At 43.8% G+C, this 18,061-nt stretch carries 12 protein-coding genes; 1 reads left to right on the top strand and 11 read right to left on the bottom strand.

Features of this window, described 5'->3' with window-relative positions; all coding sequences use genetic code 11:
- Positions 1 to 29: 29 nt before the first annotated feature.
- The 9 genes from I2F76_RS04970 to pbp1b all read right to left on the bottom strand — a co-directional run bounded on the left by I2F76_RS04970 (position 30) and on the right by pbp1b (position 15,665).
- Positions 30 to 419: a DUF1033 family protein gene (locus tag I2F76_RS04970; RefSeq protein ID WP_031572596.1), complete on the bottom strand. Its 390-nt coding sequence runs from the start codon at positions 417 to 419 to the stop codon at positions 30 to 32.
- Between the two features lie 223 nt (positions 420 to 642).
- Positions 643 to 1,746, bottom strand: coding sequence for a glycosyl hydrolase family 8 (locus tag I2F76_RS04965; RefSeq protein ID WP_045758997.1), 1,104 nt, complete (start codon positions 1,744 to 1,746; stop codon positions 643 to 645).
- 8 nt (positions 1,747 to 1,754) lie between these two features.
- On the bottom strand, positions 1,755 to 3,065 hold the full coding sequence (locus I2F76_RS04960; protein ID WP_045758996.1) for a glycosyltransferase family 2 protein: 1,311 nt from the start codon (positions 3,063 to 3,065) through the stop codon (positions 1,755 to 1,757).
- Positions 3,058 to 3,198, bottom strand: a complete 141-nt coding sequence (locus tag I2F76_RS04955; RefSeq protein WP_003009749.1) for a hypothetical protein — start codon at positions 3,196 to 3,198, stop codon at positions 3,058 to 3,060. The genes I2F76_RS04960 and I2F76_RS04955 overlap by 8 nt, the downstream gene beginning before the upstream one ends.
- A 9-nt stretch (positions 3,199 to 3,207) precedes the next feature.
- Positions 3,208 to 3,996 (bottom strand): hypothetical protein, encoded by a 789-nt coding sequence (locus I2F76_RS04950; RefSeq protein ID WP_045758995.1) that lies wholly within the window; start codon positions 3,994 to 3,996, stop codon positions 3,208 to 3,210.
- On the bottom strand, positions 3,997 to 5,151 hold the full coding sequence (gene wecB / locus I2F76_RS04945) for a non-hydrolyzing UDP-N-acetylglucosamine 2-epimerase (protein WP_195487362.1): 1,155 nt from the start codon (positions 5,149 to 5,151) through the stop codon (positions 3,997 to 3,999). It lies immediately after the preceding gene.
- 323 nt (positions 5,152 to 5,474) lie between these two features.
- A complete protein-coding gene (gene rpoC, locus I2F76_RS04940) occupies positions 5,475 to 9,128 on the bottom strand; it encodes a DNA-directed RNA polymerase subunit beta' (protein ID WP_129824444.1) in 3,654 nt (1,217 codons plus the stop codon).
- Positions 9,129 to 9,287: 159 nt separating this feature from the next.
- Positions 9,288 to 12,857 (bottom strand): DNA-directed RNA polymerase subunit beta, encoded by a 3,570-nt coding sequence (rpoB, locus tag I2F76_RS04935; RefSeq protein WP_021154278.1) that lies wholly within the window; start codon positions 12,855 to 12,857, stop codon positions 9,288 to 9,290.
- Between the two features lie 351 nt (positions 12,858 to 13,208).
- Positions 13,209 to 15,665 carry a penicillin-binding protein PBP1B gene (gene pbp1b, locus I2F76_RS04930; RefSeq protein ID WP_195487361.1) on the bottom strand — a complete coding sequence of 819 codons (2,457 nt, stop codon included), beginning with the start codon at positions 15,663 to 15,665 and terminating at the stop codon, positions 13,209 to 13,211.
- Positions 15,666 to 15,847: 182 nt separating this feature from the next.
- Here pbp1b and tyrS point away from each other — a divergent pair, with 182 nt between their 5' ends.
- Positions 15,848 to 17,104, top strand: coding sequence for a tyrosine--tRNA ligase (tyrS, locus tag I2F76_RS04925; RefSeq protein WP_003004779.1), 1,257 nt, complete (start codon positions 15,848 to 15,850; stop codon positions 17,102 to 17,104).
- A 62-nt stretch (positions 17,105 to 17,166) separates the two neighbouring features.
- Here tyrS and I2F76_RS04920 read toward each other — a convergent pair whose 3' ends face one another.
- Positions 17,167 to 17,580: a DUF3021 domain-containing protein gene (locus I2F76_RS04920; RefSeq protein ID WP_003009732.1), complete on the bottom strand. Its 414-nt coding sequence runs from the start codon at positions 17,578 to 17,580 to the stop codon at positions 17,167 to 17,169.
- A gap of 9 nt (positions 17,581 to 17,589) precedes the next feature.
- Complete coding sequence (locus I2F76_RS04915; RefSeq protein WP_031572580.1) at positions 17,590 to 18,045, bottom strand: LytTR family DNA-binding domain-containing protein; 456 nt, start codon at positions 18,043 to 18,045, stop codon at positions 17,590 to 17,592.
- Positions 18,046 to 18,061 lie beyond the last annotated feature (16 nt).

Genomic DNA, 18,061 nt, shown 5'->3' with positions numbered 1-18,061 from the left:
ATCGCTCTAAAAAATCTTCCGAATTTCTCTTATGACAGGGTCGTCCCCTTTTTTGAATCGAGTGTATATTGACAAGAACGGTGTTTGCGACTGCCTCTTTCCTTTTCGTAGCCTGGGCGGAGCTTGCTTTTAGGGATCTTATGCTCGTCTTCTAGGAGGACAATCGAATGGAAAAACTGCACATCTTCACTGCAGTCCTCACACCACTCTTGCTCCTTGGTATCCCAAAAGATCGTCATGAGGTCACTCCGACTCTTATAACTTGGAAAGTGCTCATTTAACTCCAACCACTTCTGCTTGTAGTATTTCAAAGCCTGGTAATAGTCTTCAAACTTCCGACTACTCACGATATCTTCTTCCCAACCTTCTAAAAACCACCAGGGTTCACAGTCCCCGTACATTTCAATCACTCGATACATAAACTCTTCCATCCTTTGTATCCTCTATTATATAGAAAATCCTTTGAGAATAAAAGTTTTCTGCTCAGAGCATGATTTTTCAGGTAGTTTTCAGGTGATTTTCACAATTATTTTTCAAAAATAGACTGCCTAATTGCTATTGGTTCCTTTTTTCGAGAATCAAAAGAAGAGAGTCCCAACAAAATGGACAGACCATCCTGGGGAACTCTCTTTTCTCAAGTATTTAGAACAATTCTAGTGCAATCATAGTTGTCATGGTTGCATCGTAATAGTTATTCAGAGGTAGATCTTGTGTAAAGATATACTTGTTCTGTTGAACCAACTTCAAATAGCCTTTTTCATGTTCAGAGGCATAGACAATCGGTGCCAAAAAGCTTGCTGCCTGATGATTGTTCAAGGCCTTCCCTTTCAAGTCATAACCTGCATACAGGTTTCGTTGACTCTTGAAAAAGTTAAGCATCTTTTTCACCAATTGTTGACTGGTTTTGTCCTTACTTTGAACAAGGTTGTATGGAAGGCGACAAGCGTTATACGAGTAGGCACCATCATACTTGGATTCAATCGTCTTGGGATCCGCTACACGCGTTCCTTGCTCATCTACCCAGATGAAATCAGGTAGTAAACCTGTTTTGGTTTGGGAGCTGATCGTTTGGAGTTGCTGCAACATCTTTTCTTTGATATCCAACCACTTCGAATCTTTTGTCACTTCATAAAAGATCTGGAATTGCGCTGGCAGTGTATCAGACGTCCGCATCAAATGATAAAACTCCGAGTCCTGATTGGCCCAATTCCCCACCGTTAACACACCAGTTTCTTCATTGTAGTTGTGTGCGAGAATATCTTCTAAAATCGCTTTGGCTTGAACCTGGTAGTCTTTGGCTTGCTTTGGCCATTGCTGAGCAGCTTTTAGAAGAGCATAGGCGATGTAGAGATCCCCATCTGTGGCGTTATGATCCTCATCTTTTGCTTTTCCATTGCTGATGGTTTGTTTCCAAGACATCAATTGGGTACCTTCTAAGCGATGATTTAGATAATAGTGATAGAGTCGGTCAAAGTCTGCTTGTTGGGCTTGTCCTTTTTCAGCAGCTGCAACAGTAATGAGCATTCCATAACTTTGCGCCTCGGATAACACTACTGTTTGATTGCTATCATTGGTGGTTCGAACATAGGATTCTTTCCCTTTTGAAACAACAAAATGCTCATTCCACTGACGATAAATTCGATTTCGCATCTCCACTTTACTTCTCGTTCTCGCTAAAAACAAGGTCAAACAGAAAATGCAAAGGATGACTAGAAACCATACATATCTCATCTTTTTCGTATTCATAATCTCTCCTATCCTGCGAATCGTTTTGTTTTAACCCATTTGGTTTCTTTCCGGTGCAATAGTTTATCCATCACAATCGAAGAGATGGCATCAATCGACACAATGATAAACAGTTGAGAATAGGTGAAATAGGCAGCCAAGGCCAACCAAATTTGCTTGGTAGTAGCTTGACCAAATTGTGAGGCAAGAGCCACATTAATCTGAAGCAGATAAAGCCCAATCATCAAGATCCAATTGAAGAGCATCAATTGCGCAATGTAGATATTTTCAGAATCAAAGGCAAATGGAATTTGCACACCTGGCACCACTGTATGGATACACATGGCCAGAATATTGGCAAAAAAGATCAAGTCCGATAAGACGATGGCTGCGTTAAACCAGAAGAAGACACAGGAATAGTTGGTCACTTCCAACTTCACGCGCCAATTTCCCTTACCAAATAAATGCTTGAAGTTGGAAAGAACCACTTCATAATTCCCTTTGGCCCAACGTTTCCGTTGCATATAGTAACTCTTCAGAGTCTCTGGCTCTTGTTGGAAGGCTTCTGAATTATAGGCTAGCGCAATCAACTTCCCACTTTGCATAATCTTGAAGGAAATATCTGTATCCTCAGTCAAGGCACCGTTTTTCCATCCTCCAATACTCTTGACAAATTCGGTTTGAATAATGAAGTTAGTTCCTGGAATCCGTCCAATCTTAAAGAGATGCCACATGCCCACATGATGAACCCGTTGGGTAACGACAATTTCTTGGTTGATACAGCGAGTCAAGAAGTTTTGATTGGCATTCCGCGTTTTATTGCGGCCGAAAGAAGCCACATGACGTTCTGGATCTTTGAGGACTTCTTTCACAAGGAAATAAAGAGCATTCTTTTCAGGCATGGCATCTGCATCATAGACGCAGATATAGTCTCCGGTTGCCATCGCCAAAGCGTCATTTAGCACACCGGCTTTCCCACCTGTCCCGCTTCGATTGATAATGGTCAAATCACGTCCTGCATACTCTGGCAATGCTTTAACCGCCAAACACTCTTCATAGGTTCGATCAGAACAATTATCCGCAAAGAGCAGTAATTCAACACGATCATGTGGGTAGTTCATATCAAGGATCGCTTTAGCTGTTTGTGCAATGACCACATCCTCATTATGGGCGGGCACGACGATCGTCACTTTTGGATAATAAGGAAGCGGATCCGTATTAACACGAAAATCACTGTGTTTAAACCAAAAATGAACGGCTGAAAAGAGGATTACTAAGCCCCAGGCTAAGGACAACCAAATCGAAATCAAGGCAATAATCATCACAATCTGACTAATCATGGTCCACCGCCTTAAAATTTTTATTGACACGGTGGTAAATCACCGTATAAGCTACAAATAATACAATAAAGCACAAGGCAAAAAATACACTGATGCCTACAGCTATATTAAAAAATATATTTGTAAGAGACATGTTTTCCTCCTAATATTCCACAATAATATCTGTTTCAAGTTGACGTTTTAAGTAACGAATCATTTCTTTATAGCGATGGTATTTGGTTCGATTGGATTGATCCACTACAAGAAATCCTGACTGAAATTGGATGCCCTGAACCCCATCTTCTCCTTGGAAAACCAGTCCTTCCAACTGTGGTTTTAAGACCGTCATATAATCGCTCTTCAGATCCCGCTCGCTATCAGAAGATAAGATCAAGAAATTACCGTCTGATACATAATACAAGCTTTCATTTGGCTTCAGATGATGCGTTAACAAATAGTTGATTTGGTTCAAGGTCCGATTGTACTCTCTCGGTTGCAATTGGAAGAACAATTCCTCGTGCGACCAGTGAATGAGTAAGGCCTGAATTGTATCATTGGTTTGTCCGCCATAAGAAGCGATGCGGTTGCGGTAATCTGCGTAAGCTTCTGGCTCTTGATCCTTCACTTTTGCAATCTCTTTAAAGAGGTGGTAGCGAATTTGGGTCAAAATTCCAATCAAGATTGGAAAACTAAAGAGCAGAAGCAAGGCTTGATGAAATGGGATATAGACAACACCCGCCACCAAAAAGACAATCCCTAGGGCAAATGACAACAGGATGGTCCATGTCAACAACAAATCTGATAAAACAATAGCAGAAAATAATCCTAAAACAAAGAATAATCCTTCTTCAATCAGAATCTCTCTTGCAAAAAACAAGCAGTAAAGTAAAAGAAGTACTTCGAAAACAATCAAAATTAGCAACCATCTACTTAACTTTTCCGTTTTTTTCATTTATTCTTTCTCTCCCTCATGAAATTCTTCAGCAGCATCTCCCTGGCCAAAGTAATGTTTAATAGCTTGCACGATTCGCTCAGAAGCTCTTCCATCTCCATAAGGATTTCGGGCATTTGCCATTTCTAGATAAAGATGTTCGTTGGTTAAGAGCTCCGTTATCGTGGATTTGACGACGGCAGGATCCGTACCAACTAATTTCAAAGTCCCTGCTTTGACCCCTTCTGGGCGTTCTGTTGTATCACGCAATACCAATACCGGTTTCCCCAATGATGGCGCTTCTTCTTGTACCCCACCTGAATCCGACATGATGAAGTAACTTCTCGAAGCCAAGTTGTGGAAGTCAAGCACATCTAAAGGTGCAATGAGATGGATCCGATCATGATCTCCTAATAGATCGTTTGCCGCCTCTTGTACCGCTGGACTAAGGTGCACTGGGTAAACCACTTCAATAGTCGGTTCTTGATCCACCATTTCTCTCAGAGCTCCAAAGACCGCTCTCATGGGAGCTCCTTGATTTTCTCTTCGATGCATAGTGACAAGGATGATTTTTTTAGCTGGATCTAATTGATCCAGTACTTCGTGATGATAGTTCTCTTGAACCGTGAGTTTCAACGCATCAATGGCAGTATTTCCCGTCACTACAATAGAGGATTCCGGATGATTTTCTTTTAAGAGATTGGCCTTACTTTCGCCTGTCGGCGCAAAATACAGATCCGCTAAATCATCCGTCATTTGACGGTTCATCTCTTCTGGATACGGTGAATATTTATCAAAGGTTCTCAAACCAGCTTCGACGTGACCAATGCGGACTTGATTGTAAAAGGCAACCAGACTCGCCGCAAAGGTGGTTGTCGTATCTCCATGGACGAGCACCATATCCGGCTTTTCTTTTTTGATAACTGGATCTAATTGATTCAGAATTTTAGAGGTAATGTCCAATAAGGTCTGGCTTTTTCCCATAATATCCAAATCGTAATCAGGTACGATGTTAAAGGTTTCTAAAACCTGGTCCAGCATTTGACGGTGCTGGGCAGTGACCACCGTAATGGTCTCAATAACCTCTTTTTGCTTTTGCAACTCCAACACCAAAGGGGCCATTTTAATGGCCTCCGGTCGCGTCCCAAACACAACCATTATTTTCAATTTTCCCATAAACTTCCCCCGTCGACATGCATGTAATTCGACATTTTTTTAATTTGTGTACATCTTTTTTCATTCTACCGCCAATGACTTTAAATGTCAAACCGATTTTGGGTTTTATAAAGAAATTACTAATAGTTAGTCATTTTATTATTTTGGTGTTTAGAATACATATCCATATAATCACTAATTGTAAGTATTTACAGCACGACTTTTACCGGGCTAATATTTTTGGTAAAAAAATAATTCAATAATTATACAATTATTTTTCAAATAATAAATTTTTATAATTTTTTCAAAAAAAAAGCCGGAACTTGTAGTTCCGACTTATTTTCTTATTCTTCTACGACTTCAGCTGTTTGAACTTCATCGACTGTTCCATCTGTTACTGGCACTTCTTCGATAATTTCAACTTCATTAATCGCTTGTGGTTCCAAGTTACGGTAACGAGCCATACCTGTACCTGCAGGAATAATCTTACCAATGATAACATTTTCCTTAAGTCCAAGGAGATGGTCTTTCTTACCGCGGATCGCTGCGTCTGTAAGAACACGAGTTGTTTCCTGGAAGGAAGCCGCAGACAAGAAACTGTTGGTTTCAAGTGAGGCTTTGGTAATTCCCATAAGGACTGGACGAGCTGTCGCAGGAACTCCACCAGAAATAAGGACGTCCTTGTTGGCATCTGTAAAGTCTGTAATGTCCATCAGAGTACCCATGAGAAGGTCTGTATCTCCTGGATCCATGACACGTACTTTACGGATCATTTGACGCACCATTACCTCGATGTGTTTGTCGCCGATTTCTACCCCTTGGCTACGGTATACTTTTTGTACTTCTGCAAGAAGGTAAGTTTCAACAGACAAGACATCACGAACGGCAAGGAGACGTTTTGGTTGGATAGACCCTTCTGTCAGAGCATCACCACGAGAAACTTGATCTCCCACTTCGACTTTCATGCGGGCAGTGTAAGGGACAACGTATTCGCCCTCACCAGTTGCTCCGCTAACAAAGACTTTCTTGGTGCGTGTAGAAGCATCTTCTTCGATCGCTGTGACTTCCCCTTTGACCTCAGTGATGACCGCTTCCCCTTTTGGATTGCGGGCTTCAAAGATTTCTTGGACACGAGGAAGACCCTGAGTGATATCGGTATTTGAGGCAACCCCACCCGTGTGGAAGGTACGCATGGTCAACTGTGTACCAGGTTCCCCGATAGATTGGGCAGCGATAGTTCCGACTGCTTCACCCACTTCAACCGCATCACCAGTCGCCAAGTTGATACCATAACAGTGACGGCAGACACCATGGCGGGTGTTACATGTAAAGACAGAGCGGATAGTGACTTCTTCAACACCAGCTTTGACAATTTCACGTGCTAGGTCTTCTGAAATTAAGGTATCTGGACCAACGATGACTTCACCTGTTTCAGGATGTTTAACAGATTTCTTGGTATAACGACCAGTCAAACGTTCTTCGAGTGGCTCGATCATTTCCTTACCATCAGTAATGGCACGGATCACAAGTCCACGGTCTGTTCCACAGTCGTCTTCACGGATAATGACGTCTTGGGCCACGTCAACCAAACGACGCGTCAAGTAACCTGAGTCGGCTGTCTTCAAGGCCGTATCGGTCATCCCTTTACGGGCACCGTGAGTTGAGAAGAACATTTCGAGTACTGACAAACCTTCGCGGAAGTTTGACAGGATTGGCAATTCCATGATCCGTCCGTTTGGAGCGGCCATCAAACCACGCATACCGGCAAGTTGCGAGAAGTTTGAGATGTTACCACGGGCTCCAGAGTCCATCATCATAACGATTGGGTTCTTCGGATCTTGGTTATCCACCAAGCGTTTTTCCAATTTCTCACGGGCTGCACGCCATTCAGCTGTAACGGCATTGTAGCGTTCGTCATCCGTGATCAAACCACGACGGAATTGTTTGGTGATTTGTTCCACACGTTTGTGAGATTCTTCAATAATTTCTGCCTTATCTTCAACGACCGGAATATCGGCAATCCCCACTGTCAAACCAGCAAGGGTTGAATGATGATAACCCAAGTCTTTCAAGCGGTCCAAGAATGCAGAAGTTTCAGTTGTACGGAAGCGTTTGAAGATTTCTGCGATGATATTTCCAAGATTTTTCTTCTTGAATGGAACGTTTAATTCCAATTTCTCAATCGCTACTTTGACATCTTGACCAGGTTCCAAGAAGTACTTAGCTGGAACGCCTTCTGTCAAGTTGGCATTATTTGGCTCTTGAAGGTATGGAAGTTCTGCAGGCATGATATCGTTAAAGAGGATCTTACCAACAGTCGTCAAGAGAATCTTGTGTTGTTGTGCTTCTGTCCATGGTTTGTTCAAGCTATCCGTCGCAATTCCGACACGTGTATGCAAGTGAACATAGCCATTGCGAAGAGCCATCACGGCTTCATCACGGTCTTTAAAGACCATTCCTTCACCTTCACGACCAGCTTCTTCCATAGTGAGGTAGTAGTTCCCCAATACCATATCCTGAGATGGCGTAACGACTGGTTTACCATCTTTAGGGTTCAAGATATGCTCAGCAGCCAACATCAAGATACGAGCTTCTGCTTGAGCTTCTTCTGAAAGCGGTACGTGGATGGCCATTTGGTCTCCATCGAAGTCGGCATTGTAGGCTTCACAGACAAGGGGGTGCAAGCGAAGGGCTTTCCCGTCAATCAAGACAGGTTCAAAGGCTTGGATCCCCAAACGGTGAAGGGTCGGTGCGCGGTTCAAGAGAACTGGGTGTTCTTTGATCACTTCTTCCAAGATATCCCAGATACGTTCATCTCCACGTTCGACCAAGCGTTTTGCAGCTTTGACGTTTTGCACGATATCACGCGCAACGATTTCACGCATGACAAATGGTTTGAAGAGCTCGATCGCCATTTCACGTGGCACACCACATTGGTACATCTTCAGAGTTGGACCAACGGCGATAACGGAACGTCCTGAGAAGTCCACCCGTTTACCGAGCAAGTTTTGACGGAAGCGTCCTTGTTTCCCTTTGAGCATGTGGCTCAATGATTTCAGTGGACGGCTACCTGGTCCTGTGATTGGACGACCACGACGACCGTTGTCGATCAAAGCGTCAACCGCTTCTTGGAGCATCCGTTTTTCGTTTTGCACGATGATACCTGGGGCATTCAATTCCAACAAACGAGCCAAACGGTTGTTCCGGTTAATTACCCGGCGATAAAGGTCATTCAAGTCAGAGGCAGCAAAACGGCCACCATCCAATTGGACCATCGGACGAAGATCTGGTGGAATAACGGGAAGGATGTTGAGGACCATCCATTCTGGCTTGTTGCCAGATTTGTAGAAGGCGTCCAAGACATCCAAACGACGCACAGCCTTCACACGTTTTTGACCAGTTGCAGTCTTCAATTCTTCTTTCAAGAGAGCAATTTCAGCTTCCAAATCCACTTGTTTCAAGAGGTCTTGGATGGCTTCTGCACCCATCTTAGCTACAAAAGAACCTGGTCCGTATTCACGCAAGCGTTCACGGTATTCACGTTCCGTCATGATGGATTTGTGCTCAAGTGGAGTATCTTTTGGATCGATCACCACGTAAGCTGCGAAGTAAATGACTTCTTCAAGGGCACGAGGGCTCATATCCAAGGTCAATCCCATACGAGAAGGGATGCCTTTGAAGTACCAGATGTGTGATACAGGCGCTTTCAACTCGATGTGTCCCATACGTTCACGACGAACCTTGGCACGTGTTACTTCAACCCCACAGCGGTCACAAACGATCCCTTTGTAACGGATCCGTTTGTATTTCCCACACGCACATTCCCAGTCTTTTGTAGGTCCAAAGATGACTTCATCAAAGAGACCTTCACGTTCTGGTTTCAATGTACGGTAGTTGATTGTTTCAGGTTTCTTGACCTCTCCATAAGACCATGAACGGACCTTGCTTGGAGAAGCTAGGGTGATTTGCATACTTTTAAAACGATTTACATCAACCACTATTTCTTACCTTTCCTTGTTTTCATACTTGTTTCATTTGGATACAGCTTAGGTGGGGAAAGAAAGAAAACTTTCTTGCCACCTCCTTGTGTCTGTATCTTGTTATCGAATCATCCTGTCAGAAGCATTGGTTTCTCACAAGACAATCATTTTTACTGATTATTTTTCTGATTCTTCAGCATCAAAGGCTGCTTTTGCTTCCTTGGCTGCTTTTTCACGTGCTTTTTCAAGGTCATCCACATGAATCACATCATCGTCTTCCCCTTCATCGAGGTCACGAAGTTCCACTTCTTGATCATCTTCGTCCAAGACACGCATGTCAAGACCAAGAGATTGCAATTCTTTGACAAGAACGCGGAAGGATTCTGGTACACCTGGTTTTGGAATTGGTTTACCTTTGGTAATTGCTTCATAAGCTTTCAAACGTCCGTTGACATCATCTGACTTGTAGGTCAAGATTTCTTGAAGGACATTTGATGCACCATAAGCCTCAAGGGCCCACACTTCCATTTCCCCGAAACGTTGTCCACCAAATTGAGCTTTCCCTCCGAGTGGTTGTTGGGTAACCATTGAGTAAGGTCCGACTGAACGGGCATGGAGTTTATCATCAACCATGTGGTGGAGCTTGATCATGTACATGACACCGACAGAGACACGGTTGTCAAATGGCTCACCTGTACGTCCATCGTAAAGAATCGTCTTGGCATCACTATCCATACCAGCTTCTTTTACAGTATCCCAGAGGTCTTCTGAGCTTGCTCCGTCAAAGACTGGTGTTGCGATGTGGATACCCAAGTTACGAGCGGCCATACCAAGGTGAAGTTCCATAACCTGACCGATATTCATACGTGATGGCACCCCAAGAGGGTTCAACATGATATCAACTGGTGTACCGTCTGGAAGGTAAGGCATGTCTTCAACTGGAACAATACGAGACACAACCCCTTTGTTTCCGTGACGACCGGCCATCTTATCTCCGACGCGGATCTTGCGTTTTTGTGCGATGTAAACACGAACCAACATGTTGACACCCGATTGCAATTCATCTCCGTTTGCACGTGTAAAGATCTTAACATCGCGAACGACTCCATCTCCACCGTGAGGCACACGAAGAGAAGTATCACGCACTTCACGAGATTTATCTCCAAAGATCGCGTGAAGGAGACGTTCTTCAGCAGAAAGGTCTTTTTCACCCTTCGGTGTTACCTTACCGACAAGGATATCGCCTTCTTTTACTTCCGCACCAATACGGATAATACCTGTTTCATCCAAGTCACGAAGAGCATCTTCCCCAACGTTTGGAATTTCACGGGTAATTTCTTCAGGGCCTAACTTGGTATCGCGTGTTTCTGATTCGAATTCTTCCAAGTGAACAGATGTGTAGACATCTTCTTTCACCAAGCGTTCGCTCATGATAACGGCATCCTCGAAGTTATACCCTTCCCATGTCATGTAAGCGACGATTGGGTTTTGACCAAGGGCCATTTCCCCTTTTTCCATCGATGGACCGTCAGCGATAAAGTCGCCTTTTTCAACGACATCGCCAACTTTTACAAGGGTACGTTGGTTGTAAGCCGTACCTGAGTTTGAACGACGGAATTTTTGGATATGGTAAACATCAAGAGCTCCATCTTCCCGACGAACTTCTACCTTGTCTGCATCTGCATAAGTAACTTTACCATCATGTTGAGCAATGACTGCAGCTCCTGAGTCATGGGCTGCTTGGTATTCCATACCAGTACCCACGTAAGGGGCTTTTGGATCAATCAATGGCACAGCCTGACGCTGCATGTTGGCACCCATGAGGGCACGGTTGGAGTCATCGTTTTCCAAGAAAGGAATACATGCTGTCGCAACGGCAACTACTTGTTTTGGAGATACGTCCATGTAGTCGACTTGATCAGATGGGAACTCTTGGTTGTTACCACGATGACGTCCCATAACGATCGGCTCAGCAAAGCCACCTTTTTCGTTCAACTTAGAGTTGGCCTGAGCGACGATGTACTCATCTTCTTCATCGGCTGTCAACCAAACGATTTCGTTGGTCACTACACCTTTTTCACGGTCCACTTTACGGTATGGCGTTTGGATGAAACCATATTTGTTCAAGTGTCCATAAGATGACAAGTTGTTGATCAAACCGATGTTTGGTCCTTCAGGTGTTTCGATTGGACACATACGACCATAGTGGGTATAATGCACGTCACGCACTTCATATCCGGCACGGTCACGTGTCAAACCGCCAGGCCCTAAGGCAGACAAACGACGTTTGTGAGACAACTCAGAAAGCGGGTTGTGTTGGTCCATGAACTGGGACAACTGTGAAGAACCAAAGAATTCTTTAATTGCTGCAGTTACTGGGCGGATGTTGATGATTTGTTGTGGTGTCAAGACATCGTTATCTTGTACAGACATGCGTTCGCGAACGTTTCGTTCCATCCGTGAAAGTCCAAGACGCACTTGGTTGGCAAGCAATTCACCAACGGCACGAATCCGACGGTTTCCAAGGTGGTCGATATCATCTACACGGCCAAGACCTTCTGCAAGGTTCAAGAAATAGCTCATTTCTGCCAAGATATCAGCAGGTGTGATGATACGCACTTTGTCAGATGGGTTAGCATTTCCGATGATGGTGACAACGCGGTCTGGATCTGTCGGAGCGACAACTTTGAATTTTTGCAATTCAACTGGCTCTGTCAAAACAGCAGCATCATTTGGAATGTAAGTGATTTTGTTCAAACCATTATCCAATTGTTCAGAGATGCTGTCGATTACATCACGCGTCATGACAGTACCAGCTTCTACAAGGATTTCCCCTGTTTCAGCATCTACCAATGGTTCTGCGATTGTTTGGTTCAACAAGCGGTTCTTGATATTGAGTTTCTTGTTGATCTTGTAGCGACCAACTGGTGCCAAGTCATAACGACGTGGATCAAAGAAACGGGCTACCAACAAGCTACGTGAGCTTTCCGCTGTTTTTGGTTCACCTGGACGAAGACGCTCGTAGATTTCTTTGAGGGCTTCATCTGTCCGTGAATCCATTGGGTTTTTGTGGATATCTTTTTCAATGGTATTGCGAACCAATTCGCTGTCCCCAAAGATATCGATGATTTCATCATCTCCAGAGAATCCAAGAGCACGCACAAGAGTTGTAAATGGAATCTTACGTGTGCGGTCGATACGTGTGTAAGCAATGTCTTTTGAGTCGGTTTCAAGCTCTAACCAAGCCCCACGGTTAGGGATAACAGTTGATCCATAACCAACCTTACCATTCTTGTCCACCTTATCATTGAAGTAGACACCTGGTGAGCGGACCAACTGAGATACGATAATCCGTTCTCCACCATTGATGATGAAAGTTCCCATTTCAGTCATGATTGGGAAATCACCAAAGAAAACTTCTTGGGTCTTGATTTCACCTGTTTCTTTGTTGACCAAACGGAAGGTCACAAAGATTGGTGCTGAGTAGCTGGCATCGTGGATGCGCGCTTCTTCAAGCGAATACTTAGGTTCGCGGATTTCATAACCCACAAATTCCAATTCCATTGTATCCGTGAAGTTTGAGATGGGAAGCACATCTTCAAATACTTCCTTCAAGCCATGATCCAAGAAATCTTTGAATGAGTCTGTCTGGATTTCAATCAAGTTTGGTAAATCAAGAACCTCTTTGATTCTTGAAAAACTACGACGGGTCCGATGTTTCCCGTATTGAACGTCATGTCCTGCCAAAGTTTTTAGCTCCTTTTTCCATACTAGGATAGCTTGGTAAAATGACTTTCACCACCTATCCGGTTTTAACTACAATTGTGTGATTTGCATCACGTGAAGAGCTGTCTCTTCACCTCATTCGTCGCTTTTTGTAATTTTTAGAAAAATTAAATTTGTGTAACAAACTAGGATTTTTCTGAAAAATAGGCACAAAAAGAGCAGCTAAATCGACTTATTCAAGTAAGATTTAACTGCTGTAAGCTCTTATTTGGACAATATTTCAAATAAAGCACACGACAAATTAGTTATCACTATTATACCGTTTTTTGCTCCAAAAATCAAGGCTTTCTCTAGGTTTTCTACTGGATCAGACTAGCGTCGATTGCCACGATTTGAGCTGTTTCGATTTGAACTATTGCTGGATGAACTATTGGTTGTCGAATTGTTCTTATTATTCGACTGATTTCCACTGCTATTACCGAGAATGGCCGCCCAAGCACTTTGATAATCGCTATCCGATCCCCCGATGGCAAAGCGGTATTGAGTAGTTGGCGCTCCGTTTTTGGCCCAAAGACTTGTCACCGTTTGACCGCTCACATCGATATCCCGGCCATTGACATTGACGCGACCCGGTCTTTCACCCGTCGATTTGAGCACTTCAGAACGGATCACACTCTTATCGAGAGTGAATTTATCCTGAATTCCGAAGAGACTTGGATCTGCTTGGTAGATCGCATTCGCCAACTGCGCCATGTATTGGGCATTGTTGTTGTACCCAGTCAAGGTCTGCATGGAAGCATTGTTGTCATGGCCAATCCAACCTCCTAAAGAAACATTAGGGGTGGACAGCATGAGCCACATATCCCCATTTGAGTTAGTGGTACCGGTTTTTCCAATCCAGTCAGCACCTGCCAGCGTTGGATTGACTTGGCTAATCCGTGACTTAAAGGTCGTTGTAGCACCAGACGTAATAACCCCGCGCAAGAGATCCTGCATAATCGTTGCCGTCGCTGGAGAGTAAACACGAACAGGATCTGCCTCGTGCTTGTATACTACATCCCCATCTCGATCAATGATTTGCTCTACCATGTAGCGTTTGAGGTAGTTCCCATTGTTAGCAATGGTTTGGAAACCATTGGTATGTTGGGCAACAGTGACCTCAATTCCTCCCCCCATTGGCAGACTCTCAATGCCATATTCAGGGATATCATAGCCCATTTTCTTCATGTAGGATGGGACATCCACACCCTTTTCACGAAGGGTCCGGTAAGTCCAGTAAGCTGGAATATTCCATGAGGTATTGAGGGCCTCACGGAGATCCATCATGGCTGTCCCTCGGCTATCCACGTGCATGATTGGCTCACCACTTGAGAAATTAGTCGGGTAGTTAGAAAGGATGCTATTGCTTCCCATCAAGCCTTGGTCGATGGCAATCCCATAGGCCAACAATGGTTTGATAGTAGAACCTGGGGAACGCTCTGTATCAAAAGCATGGTTGTTTTGGTTGCCGTCAAAATTCCGTCCACCGATAAATCCTAAAACGGCACCCGTTCGGTTGTCCATAAGGACATTCCCAACTTCTACAAGACCCGTCCCATCATCCAAGACGCTTCCAAAATTCGCTACTGCCGCCTGCATCGCATTGTGAACCGGTTTGTTAATCGTGGTTTGAATGGTGTAGCCACCTTCGCGCAACTCGCTCTCAGCTAATTCCTGGTAAGCCTTGACGGTTTCATTATTTTTCAAGTCTTGCTTGGTGACATTGTCTCGCTTGATCAAGTAATCATACATGGCCTCTTTTGCTTCTTCCATGGCTTGGAAGTAGAGGTAGTCATGCGGTGTTTTCTCGATGCCATCTGGAGCCATGAAGTCTTTGGTCAAGTCGTATTGAGCATAGGTCTCATAGTCTTTTTTCGACAAGACTCCCGTCCGGTACATATTGAACAAAACGTCTTTGGCACGCGCCAGACCTAACTCGAGATTCTCCTTGCTCTTTAGGCTACCGTCTGCAGCATAAGGGGAATAGACAATTGGACTTTGTGGCAAGCCAGCGATAAAGGCTGCTTGTGGAACAGACAAGTCTTTCGCAGAGACGCCAAAGATCCCTTGAGCTGCGGCTTCCACACCTGCAATATTTTGCCCCCGATTGTTTCGTCCAAAAGGCGAGACGTTTAAGTAGGTGGTTAGGATTTCGTTTTTATCCATTCCCCTCTCTAAAGCTAGGGCGTCGACAATCTCTGTCGCCTTACGAGTAAAGGTGGGAGCATCTCCTACGACTTGCTGTTTGATCAACTGCTGGGTCAGGGTTGATCCCCCACTAGAGGAACCCACGCCGGCTACAGATCCAAGTGTTGCCCGAAGAACGGCTTTAGGTACAACCCCCTTGTGGCTTTCAAAATTCTCATCCTCAGTAGCGATCACAGCCTTCTTGACATTGTCCGAAATGGCGTCTCCTGCTACTGGCGTACGGATCAAATCACTGTCCACTTCTGCAATCAAGCTCTTATCGGAATAAGTCAGTTTTGAAACACTGCTGACGTTGCGGACCTGCTGGACCAATTCTTCTGTCTTTGGAACCTTGACGTTACTAAAGAGGCTCGCCGCATAACCAATCCCGATCCCTGCGCCAAATAAAAAGAGGCACACGAACAGGGCGATCATGACATCCCACAAGAGTTTGAGGGTTCGTAAAAAGGTCGCAAAAATATCACCGACAGACCAGCTACTTTCCTCATTTTTTTCCTTATTCGGAGTTTCTGTATACATCTTTGCAAAGAATTTTTGAATCTTCGTCCAAAATTCTTGCAGCTTCTCTTTTAATTGATTCACTGATTCTTTCTCCTTGTTCCCTATATTATAGCAGATTAGGCCCTTTGTTTTCAATCACAAGAGCGTAGAAATCGTCACTCAATCTTCTTGAGTAAGGTCAAGAAAATGATGGAAACCATTGCCATTTCCGCGGTTTATGGTAGAATAGAGAAATGAATAAACTTATAAAGGAGAAAAGACACATGCACATTTTTGATGAGCTAAAAGAGCGTGGTTTGGTATTTCAAACGACGGATGAAGAAGCCTTACGCAAAGCACTGGAAGAAGGTCAGGTTTCTTATTATACTGGTTATGATCCAACTGCTGACAGCCTTCACCTTGGTCACTTGGTTGCCATCTTGACGAGCCGTCGTCTTCAACTAGCAGGCCACAAACCTTATGCGCTCGTTGGCGGTGCGACTGGTCTCATTGGAGATCCGTCCTTCAAAGATGCTGAACGTAGTCTCCAAACAAAAGAAACTGTACAAGAATGGGTTCGCTCCATTCAAGGGCAATTGTCTCGTTTCCTCGATTTTGAAAATGGTGACAATAAAGCCGAAATGGTCAACAACTACGATTGGTTCGGAAGCATTAGCTTTATTGACTTCCTTCGTGATGTCGGAAAATACTTTACAGTCAATGCTATGATGAGTAAAGAATCTGTTAAAAAACGGATTGAAACAGGGATTTCTTACACAGAGTTTGCCTACCAAATCATGCAAGGCTATGACTTCTACGTCCTCAACCAAGAACACAATGTAACCCTTCAAATCGGTGGATCTGACCAATGGGGAAACATGACAGCTGGTACTGAGTTGATGCGTCGTAAAGCAGATAAAACTGGTCATGTTATGACTGTGCCTTTGATCACAGATGCAACTGGTAAGAAATTCGGTAAATCAGAAGGCAATGCAGTCTGGCTCAATGCAGACAAAACATCTCCATACGAAATGTACCAATTCTGGATGAATGTGATGGATGCGGATGCTGTGCGCTTCTTGAAGATCTTCACATTCTTGTCACTTGATGAGATTGAAGAGATCCGTAAACAGTTTGAAGCTGCTCCTCATGAACGCTTGGCTCAAAAGATCTTGGCGCGTGAAGTGGTTACCCTTGTCCACGGCGAAGAAGCCTACAAGGAAGCCCTCAACATCACAGAACAACTCTTTGCAGGAAACATCAAAAACCTTTCTGTTAAAGAACTCAAACAAGGACTTCGTGGTGTGCCAAACTACCAGGTCCAAGCAGAAGACAACCTCAACATTGTTGAACTCTTGGTTACAGCTGGTGTGGTCAACTCTAAACGCCAAGCCCGCGAAGATGTTCAAAACGGAGCTATCTACGTCAACGGCGAACGCATCCAAGACCTTGATTATGTCTTGAGCGATAGCGATAAATTAGAAAATGAATTGACCGTTATCCGTCGCGGTAAGAAAAAATACTTTGTTTTGACTTATTAAGAAAGTAAAACCACGAAGTTTCGTATGAACTTCGTGGTTTTCTTATACACATTTTTCTGGGACTATTTCCCTTTTCTGCGATGCAACAAAGCTTGGTTGATTCGTTGAGTTTTTTTATGGAGCTGCCAAATCTGATAAAGCCAGATCAGGCCGTAAATGGCTAGAAAGATCAACCAAGGAATCGGGCTCCGTAAGGCTGCCCCCCAGCCAAAAAATAAGTAGGTCAATGCTAAGATGGTAGCTGTCACAACTAAATGCAGGACCACACGCAAACTATAGGTCAAAAACTCTTCTTCCTCAAGAATGAACGTCAAGACTCCCATTGTTCCACTCATTAAAAAGATCGCTAGAATGTTGCGTACATTCACAGCAGGATAGACGATGTTGGGATAGACATGGGATAATAACACCAAACACAAATAAAAGAAGGAACCTGTCCTCATACCAGATACAAAATAAGCTATAAATCGTTTCATCACTTTCTCCTATACCCCTAAATAATCCATCAAGGATTTGACATATTTCCGACTGACACTTGATTTCACTCCGCGTGTCAGTTTAGCCATCATATTGCCTGAAAAACTATCCGATAGCGATTCTAAATGGTCGATATTCATCACCGCGTGGCGTGATATCTGTAAAAAATTACGACGATTAATCCGATGTTGAAAATTTGTCAAAGTATCTCTGACGGTGAACGTTTTGTCTGTCGTATAAATGGTTAGCTGATTCTTATCAATCTCGGCTAGAATAATGTCATCAATTTTCACCATAATCAAATGATCATCTGTTTTGATAGGAATCACTACTTGATTCACTGTCGAAAACTGTTCGAGATAGTCCATCACCTCTCGTGCTTGATCAGATAATTGCTTGGCTTGAATGACCACACAAGGGTCGTTTTCTGGGATATCCTGTTTTTCCTCAAAACGAATCTTCATTCCTACTCCAATTCTC

The sequence above is a fragment of the Streptococcus parasanguinis genome (genome assembly GCF_015557775.1).
Taxonomy (GTDB): Bacteria; Bacillota; Bacilli; order Lactobacillales; family Streptococcaceae; genus Streptococcus; species Streptococcus parasanguinis_AA.
This window is presented reverse-complemented; position numbering and strand designations above follow the sequence as displayed.